This window comes from Neobacillus drentensis, assembly GCF_036966985.1.
Classification (GTDB): Bacteria; Bacillota; Bacilli; order Bacillales; family Cytobacillaceae; genus Neobacillus; species Neobacillus drentensis_E.
Map to the genome: position 1 here is coordinate 1 of NZ_JBALSN010000058.1, position 7,237 is coordinate 7,237.

Annotated in this window: 8 protein-coding genes and 1 pseudogene; 7 read left to right on the forward strand and 2 right to left on the reverse strand. The window is 40.5% G+C overall.

Annotation, left to right across the window (positions count from 1 at the left end; all coding sequences use genetic code 11):
- The 4 genes and pseudogenes from V7659_RS03990 to lsrF form a co-directional block, all read left to right on the forward strand.
- Positions 1–245: pseudogene (locus tag V7659_RS03990) on the forward strand (ABC transporter permease subunit); the annotation flags it as partial.
- A 19-nt stretch (positions 246–264) separates the two neighbouring features.
- Positions 265–1,263, forward strand: a complete 999-nt coding sequence (locus V7659_RS03995; RefSeq protein ID WP_335538269.1) for an ABC transporter permease — start codon at positions 265–267, stop codon at positions 1,261–1,263.
- Positions 1,264–1,277: 14 nt separating this feature from the next.
- Positions 1,278–2,351 carry an autoinducer 2 ABC transporter substrate-binding protein LsrB gene (lsrB, locus tag V7659_RS04000; protein WP_335538276.1) on the forward strand — a complete coding sequence of 358 codons (1,074 nt, stop codon included), beginning with the start codon at positions 1,278–1,280 and terminating at the stop codon, positions 2,349–2,351.
- 38 nt (positions 2,352–2,389) lie between these two features.
- A complete protein-coding gene (gene lsrF / locus V7659_RS04005; RefSeq protein WP_335538270.1) occupies positions 2,390–3,268 on the forward strand; it encodes a 3-hydroxy-5-phosphonooxypentane-2,4-dione thiolase in 879 nt (292 codons plus the stop codon).
- Positions 3,269–3,441: 173 nt separating this feature from the next.
- Here the strand turns inward: lsrF and V7659_RS04010 are convergent, their stop codons facing one another.
- On the reverse strand, positions 3,442–4,770 hold the full coding sequence (locus V7659_RS04010; protein WP_335538271.1) for a 6-phospho-beta-glucosidase: 1,329 nt from the start codon (positions 4,768–4,770) through the stop codon (positions 3,442–3,444).
- Positions 4,771–5,012: 242 nt separating this feature from the next.
- Between V7659_RS04010 and V7659_RS04015 the strand changes: the two genes are divergently transcribed.
- Positions 5,013–5,732, forward strand: coding sequence for a MurR/RpiR family transcriptional regulator (locus V7659_RS04015; protein ID WP_335538272.1), 720 nt, complete (start codon positions 5,013–5,015; stop codon positions 5,730–5,732).
- A gap of 66 nt (positions 5,733–5,798) precedes the next feature.
- Here V7659_RS04015 and V7659_RS04020 read toward each other — a convergent pair whose 3' ends face one another.
- Positions 5,799–6,218 (reverse strand): methanogen output domain 1-containing protein, encoded by a 420-nt coding sequence (locus V7659_RS04020; protein WP_335538273.1) that lies wholly within the window; start codon positions 6,216–6,218, stop codon positions 5,799–5,801.
- A 122-nt stretch (positions 6,219–6,340) separates the two neighbouring features.
- Here V7659_RS04020 and V7659_RS04025 point away from each other — a divergent pair, with 122 nt between their 5' ends.
- Together V7659_RS04025 and V7659_RS04030 are read left to right on the forward strand one after the other, a co-directional pair.
- Complete coding sequence (locus V7659_RS04025; protein WP_335538274.1) at positions 6,341–6,679, forward strand: hypothetical protein; 339 nt, start codon at positions 6,341–6,343, stop codon at positions 6,677–6,679.
- 12 nt (positions 6,680–6,691) lie between these two features.
- A complete protein-coding gene (locus tag V7659_RS04030) occupies positions 6,692–7,171 on the forward strand; it encodes a DUF2231 domain-containing protein (protein ID WP_335538275.1) in 480 nt (159 codons plus the stop codon).
- The last annotated feature ends 66 nt before the right edge of the window (positions 7,172–7,237 follow it).

Below are 7,237 nucleotides of genomic sequence, written 5' to 3' on the forward strand. Positions count from 1 at the left end.
TCGCAGCTTGTGTTCTTGGGGGGGTGTCATTGATAGGCGGGATTGGAACGGTTGTTGGGGCATCGTTGGGGGCGATTATTTTAACGTCCATCAACTCTGCTCTGGTTTATATGAAAGTTCCGGCCTTTTGGAATGATACGATTTCGGGTTCGCTATTGATCATTATTGTAGTGATTGATGCCCTGCTTGCGTTTCATGCGAATAAAAAGGCAAAGAAACTAAGATTAAATGCAAGGGTTCTGTAAAAGGAGGTGTAGAAATGACATGTTAAATAAAATCCCGAAATGGAACCTTACTTTATTCGTCTTAATCATTGCTGAAATCATTGTTTTTGGGATGATTAATCCAAGGTTTTGGAATGTCACAATCTTGTTAAATAGCTTTAACGATTTTATTGCGATTGCCATTATTGGCTTTTTTGTCACACTGGTCGTTATTACAGGAGGAATAGACATTTCGGGCGTTTCGATTATTGGATTAACCTCGGTTGTCACAGGTCTTTTGTCGCAAGTGGTTGGGATCAATATCTGGGCCTCCATCCTTTGTGCCATTTTAATTGGCGGGCTGTGCGGCCTTCTTAATGGAGTTCTGATTGCTTATGGAAGAGTTCAAGCGATGGTCATCACCCTTGGCGGGATGCTTTTATATAGCGGGATTGCCATTGTGCTGGTGGGATTGTCTGGTGTAAGTACTTATGAGGGAATTTCGGGATTTCCTGAGGATTTTAGCAGCATTGCCAATGGAGAGGTCATGGGAATTCCTCATGCTGTGATTTTATTTATGATCATGTTTCTCATTGCTTATATTCTCCTGCACCGTACCAGGTACGGCAGATATATATACTTGACTGGAATTAACCAAAACACAGCTGATTACTCTGGAATCAATACGAAAAGAATCATTGCTAGTACCTACGTCTTGTCAGGGTTAAGTGCCGGTGTGGCAGGGGTTGTTTTAACTTCCTATTTAGGCAGTGCAAGAGCTGATTATGGTGCTGAGTATCTAATGCCCATTCTAACTGTTGTTGTGTTAGGAGGGACATTAATCACAGGAGGTAAAGGGGGTGTTGTAGGGACAGCGTTAGCTAGCATTATATTAGGATTTATGCAGATAGGATTACAAATGGCCGGGGTCTCCACCCAGTATATAGGATTAGCTACTGGTGTTCTTCTTATCGTATCTGTCGCATTCTTGGGCATAAATCCAGAGTTCAGATTGAACATGAAAAGGATCTTAACACAAAAACAACATATTGGGGGTTAGGTACAGTGAGAAAAATAAAGTCTATTAAAATAGTAAGTATTTTGGCGATTCTTACTTTATTATTAGCTGCCTGCGGATCCAATGAAAATTCATCCGGTGACGGAGATAGGGGTAAAAAGAAAGATCCTAAAGATATTCAGGTGGTTTTCATTCCAAAAATGACAGGGAATGCCTTCTTTGAGTCTGGTAACGATGGGGCACAAGAAATGGCCAAGAAGGTTGGTTTTAAAGTGAAGTACGATGGTGCTCCTGAGGGAACGGTAGCTAATCAAGTACAAATTATTAATAGTGCAGTCAATAGCGGTGCTGATGCGATTGCCATTTCTTCCGTCTCTTCTGACGGTTTGAATCAAGCATTGAAAAAGGCGTTAGATGCCGGCGTTAAAGTTGTCACATGGGACTCAGATGTTGATCCTAAATATCGTTCTGTTTATGTGGACCAGGGTACACCAGATATCCTAGGAAAAATGCTTGTTGACATGGCTGCCCAGCAAATGGATAAACCTGATGAGGCTAAGAAAATTGCCTGGTTCTATTCCAGCCCGACAGTTCCAGACCAAAACTCATGGGTTAAAGCCGCAAACCAATATATTAAAGAAAAATATCCAAAATGGGAATTGGTTACGACTCAATTTGGTGATGCAAATGAACAAAAATCATTACAAGTGGGAGAAAGTATTTTAAGTTCTTATCCTGATATTGATGCGGTTATTTGCCCAGACTCAACCGCTCTTCCGGCTATGGCACAAGCGGCTGAAAATAAAGGATTAAAAGCGGATGATGTCATTATAACAGGCTTTGCTTCTCCAAATTCAATGAGACAATTTATTGAAAACGGTACCATTAACAACCATGGTTTATGGGATGTAAAAGATCAAGGTGCCCTTGCCGTATACGTCGCTTATTGGTTAGCACAAGGAAAGGAACTAAAAGTTGGAGACTCTTTGGAGGTTCCTGATATGGGTTCCGTTAAAGTAGAGCCGAACACCATCCAGGGCTATGATTATACAGCAGATGATTCAGGCATTATTGTTTTACCTGAACGGATTGTATTTACGAAAGACAATACGAAAAACTACGATTTTTAATAGTTAAATAGAGTATTTGTTATAAAGGAGTGGGAGAAATGGCTGATACACAGGGCAACAAAAATGCAAAGGATTTTTCTGAGAGTATACCGTTCGCGAACAATGGGAATTACCATGTAAAAGGTGCAAACAATTATGATTGGGGAATGAAGGATCGGTTATCGAGAATCTTTAACCCGGACACTGGTAAAACGGTCATGTTAGCGTTTGATCATGGTTATTTCATGGGACCTACGTCAGGGCTGGAGAGATTAGATTTGCTTATTCCTAGATTAGCAAATTATGCCGATTGTTTAATGGGGACTAGAGGGGCTATTCGAAGTAGTGTCCCGCCGACCTTTAATAAAGCGATAGCCTTACGAGCTTCCTCTGGTTCAAGTGTTCTCCAAGATGACCTAAGTCATGAATCCATGGTGGTGGATATGGAAGATGCGATTAAGATGAATGCAAGTGCGATCGCGATTCAAACATTCATTGGAAGTAATGGGCAAAAGGAAACCATCGAAGAGTTGAACCGAGCTGTTAACCTTGGCTCAAGATACTCCATTCCAACATTAGGTGTTGTAGCGGTTGGTAAAGAAATGGCACGCACCACTAACTTCTTCTTGTTAGCGACAAGAATGCTGGCTGAATTTGGTGCACAAATTGTTAAAACGTATTACTGTGACGATTTTGAAAAAGTTGCCGCAGCTTGCCCAGTCCCATTAGTCGTGGCTGGCGGTAAGAAATTACCAGAAAAAGATGCCCTTACACTGGCCTACAACTCTATCCAAGGTGGAGCAGCTGGTGTGGATATGGGAAGGAATATATTCCAATCTGAATACCCCGAAGAAATGATTCAAGCGGTCATTAAGGTTGTTCATGAAGGGTTTACTGACAAAGAGGCTTTTGAGTATTACCAACATCTCACAAACTAAGTTCCATTATTTTGTACAGTAAAGCTTCTCATGGGCAAAAGTGCTGGAGCATTAATATTACACCCTTTTACACAGGTATCATAAAGCAATCCCCAGGCTTTGAATAGCCTGGGGATTGTCTACGTTTATGATTACTTTTGGTCTGGTCCACGGGGATTGATAGGGACTGTTCTTTAAGCTTCTACGGCTGTGAAAAATTGTGGTAAGTATTCTTTATGTGCTTCTAACATATCATCTAAGATTTGTTTTGCAATCGTATCAGAAGGTACAAGTGGATTTATGGTCATTGCCAGTAGTGCTGTATTATAATCTCCGGTTACGGCAGCTTCTGCAGCAACACGCTCAAATGATTTAATTTGCTGGACAAGACCTTGTACTGCAACAGGAAGCTCACCTACTGAAATTGGTTTAGGGCCTTCTTTTGTAATGATACAGTTTACTTCAACAGCAGAGTCATCTGCTATATTTGCAATCGCGCCATTATTTCTTGTGTTTACTGGCTGGATGTCACGTCTATCGTTATAGATCGAATTAATTAGGTTGCAAGCGGTATCACTATAATATGCACCACCGCGTTGTTCTAGTTGAGGAGGTTTAATCGCTAAATTTTGATCCTTATAAAGTTCAAATAGTTCCTTCTCGACTTGCTTTACAACTTCCGCTCGAGTGCCTTCTTCATTAGCTGCGCGCATCTCTTCTTCTAACATTTCACTTGTTTTATAATAATAACGGTGATATGGGCAAGGAATCGCGTTTAGCCCACGAAGGAAATCAGGCTCCCAATCGATGGCCTTGATATTTTTCATGCTCATAGAATTTTCGGGGTCCGCCATTTTTTCAATCACGTCACCAAGTACACTTACACCATCTACATAAACATTTAAACCAAATACCATATGATTAAGTCCAGCGAAGTCGATGTCGACTCTCTCAGGAGCCACTTCTAGCATCTCGGCTGCTCTCATTTTTATGCCGACAGGAACATTACAGAGTCCCACTACCTTTTTAATATTACTATAACGGAGTACAGCTTCCGTTACCATGCCCGCAGGGTTTGTGAAGTTTACTAGCCAAGCATCAGGGCATAGTTCTTCGATATCCTTACAAATTTCCAAAATGACTGGAATGGTACGCAACCCTTTAAATAATCCACCTGGTCCGTTTGTTTCTTGGCCAATGACATTATATTTTAATGGTATTCTCTCATCCTTTGCACGAGCATCAAGTAATCCAACACGGAATTGAGTGGTTACAAAGTCTGCGTCTTTAAGTGCTTCACGGCGATCAAGAGTTAAATGTACCTCAATTGGGAGACCGGCCTTTTCTATCATGCGTTTGGCAAGAGAACCGACAATATTTAATTTTTCTTGTCCTGCTGGAATATCAACCAACCATAACTCCCTAATCGGCAGTTCATCGTATCTTTTAATAAAACCCTCTACAAGTTCAGGAGTATAACTGGAACCTCCGCCAATTGTTACAATTTTAATCCCTTTTTTCATGATTGTGCACCTCCGAATATTTTTAAATACTGTGTATATCAATGAAGTTTTTCTGTTCATCGAAAGTGTACCTCCAAATAATGCCGGTGGAAATAGAAGGGAAGGTTTTTGTAACAGTTGTCGTTAATAGTGATTTGTTACTTTGTGAAAACACTATGTTTTTTTAAACATGTGGTATGATAATTCCAATCATAATAGTTTTTGTTAATTCATGAATAAGGTCGACTGGAGGGGGGATTTATTTGTTTTCAAATGAAGCGATCAGCACTTTTAATGATCTGGAGATGTCTTTATATAATTATGTTATTAAAAACAGTGATAAAGTGATTTATATGCGGATAAGGGAATTGGCGAATGAGACGCACGTTTCGACTTCAACGATCTTGCGATTTTGCCGCAAAGTGGATTGTGAAGGATTTTCGGAATTCAAAGTGAAGTTGAAGATATTTTTAGATAAAGACCAAACTCCTCATTTGAGAAGTTCACAAGAGTCCTTATCTGAATTTCTGGAACGGACGTTAAAAGGAAATCTCGATTCGTATATCATGGATGCAGCGGAAATGATTGCAGAATCTGATAGTGTTATATTTATTGGTATTGGGAGTTCGGGAATATTAGCAGAGTATGGGGCAAGGTATTTCTCAAGTTTGGGTAAATTTTCACTTTACATAAAAGACCCTCTCTTTCCAATTAGTGCGAAATATTTACAAAACAGTACGACGATCGCCTTGTCTGTATCAGGAGAAAATCGGTTTACTGTTACGCATATTAATCAACTTAAACAAGAAGGAAGTAAGATTGTCAGCATTACAAACAATCAACATTGCACGGTTGCAAAACTTTCAGATGTAAATGTACCTTACTATGTAACAGAGGAAAAGTATAATAATTCAAATATAACAACCCAAATTCCAGTTATGTATATTTTGGAATCAATCGCTCGTGAAATAAACAAACATTAAGTGCCTGACACCACCCGTATTTTGTCGAATTCATCGACATGATTCGGGGAGTGATAGGCACCACTTTTATGATAGAGTTTGTTCCTTCTCTAATAAAAAGGAATAGGACTCGGTGTCAATCGGTTGATTGGAAAGGATACTGAAAACGCATCGGCCGTCGCCGTTCTGGAAGGTTTCTTTCCGGACGACTTGGTGTCCAAGCAGCCTTGTGAGCACGTTAACCGTCACGCTGCAAAGGGCCGGGCGCTTCATTGCAACATTTGCGAACGGACAATTCCGCTCGATCAGTAAAATTTCTTCCCCATTCTGTTCCATATCGATAAATGAATCGTTTTCCATATAAATATCCTTCAAAGCAGCTGCACGTTCACTCAGACTTAATCCACGCAACCGAAATTCCCATTGTTGGACCCGACTTTCCGTCATGCTAGAAAGGACCTGTTTTAATGAATCCTCTCCAAGCTGCACCATAATCGTATCAATCATGTTTTCTCCAGAAGAGCCTTTTTTACTTAATATGCCAAAAAAAAACTAATTAAACGAGTAATTATTTGATAATTCAGAATATCTTCCTTTTAAAATATTTGAAAATGGAGGGGATTGTAGAGATGTTGTTCTCATCTGTTATTCTTTTTGCCGTTGCTGCACTTGGTGGTTTGTTGCTTGGGGTGTTAGGGCTTCGTCAGAGGGATTTACCTATGTGGCTATCGCTGATCCATGGTGTTGTTGCGGCTGCCGGGCTTATTACGTTAATTCTTGGAGTTGTTCAGGGAAGTGCAGGTTTGCTGCCAATAATCGCCTTGATACTATTCGTTATTGCCGCTCTTGGCGGATTTGTCCTGTTTTCATACCATTTACGCCGGAAACCTCATCCTAAAGGTTTAATCGTCACTCATGCTTTAGCTACAGTGATTGCATTTGTCCTTTTACTGATTGGAATTTTGTAGGAGTGGTTGTAAATGAAACAACGTAGAGGGTTGAGGTTATTTGGTCACCCGGTACACCCTGTTGTTACGCATTTTCCAATGGCACTTTTACCAGTGTCGTTTCTTGGAGATCTACTTGGAGTCTGGACAGATGCTTCGTTCTGGTGGAGTTTTTCGTTTTATAGTCTTGCAATAGGGCTGGTTATGTCCATACCTGCCCTAGTTACTGGGATGATAGACTTTCTGGCCATTCCACAAGAGGGGACCGCTGACCGAGTCGCTATGCGACATATGATCATTATTATTACTGCAATAACCATGTTTACGGGTAGCTTTTTTATCCGATTAGGTGTGGAAATTCCTACTGGATGGCGATTAATGAGTTCAGTTTCACTCTCCGTATTGGGGCTCATCTTTCTTCTGATTGGGGGATGGTTTGGCGGACAGCTCGTTTACCGACACGGTGTAGGCAGCGAGTCAATAAATGATAAGGCAGAATCGGAGAGGGAATGAGGTGAAATTAACACCTTGTTCTCTTTTTTTGTCTGTGTAAAAAAAAGGAAAATAAAAATATTCAGA

Bases quoted from the DNA above. Each gene is read 5' to 3' on its own strand.
- V7659_RS03995 (WP_335538269.1), top strand. From the start codon at position 265: ATGTTAAATAAAATCCCGAAATGGAACCTTACTTTATTCGTCTTAATC.
- lsrF (WP_335538270.1), top strand. From the start codon at position 2,390: ATGGCTGATACACAGGGCAACAAAAATGCAAAGGATTTTTCTGAGAGT.
- V7659_RS04010 (WP_335538271.1), bottom strand. From the start codon at position 4,770: ATGAAAAAAGGGATTAAAATTGTAACAATTGGCGGAGGTTCCAGTTAT.
- V7659_RS04020 (WP_335538273.1), bottom strand. From the start codon at position 6,218: ATGATTGATACGATTATGGTGCAGCTTGGAGAGGATTCATTAAAACAG.
- V7659_RS04025 (WP_335538274.1), top strand. From the start codon at position 6,341: ATGTTGTTCTCATCTGTTATTCTTTTTGCCGTTGCTGCACTTGGTGGT.
- V7659_RS04030 (WP_335538275.1), top strand. From the start codon at position 6,692: ATGAAACAACGTAGAGGGTTGAGGTTATTTGGTCACCCGGTACACCCT.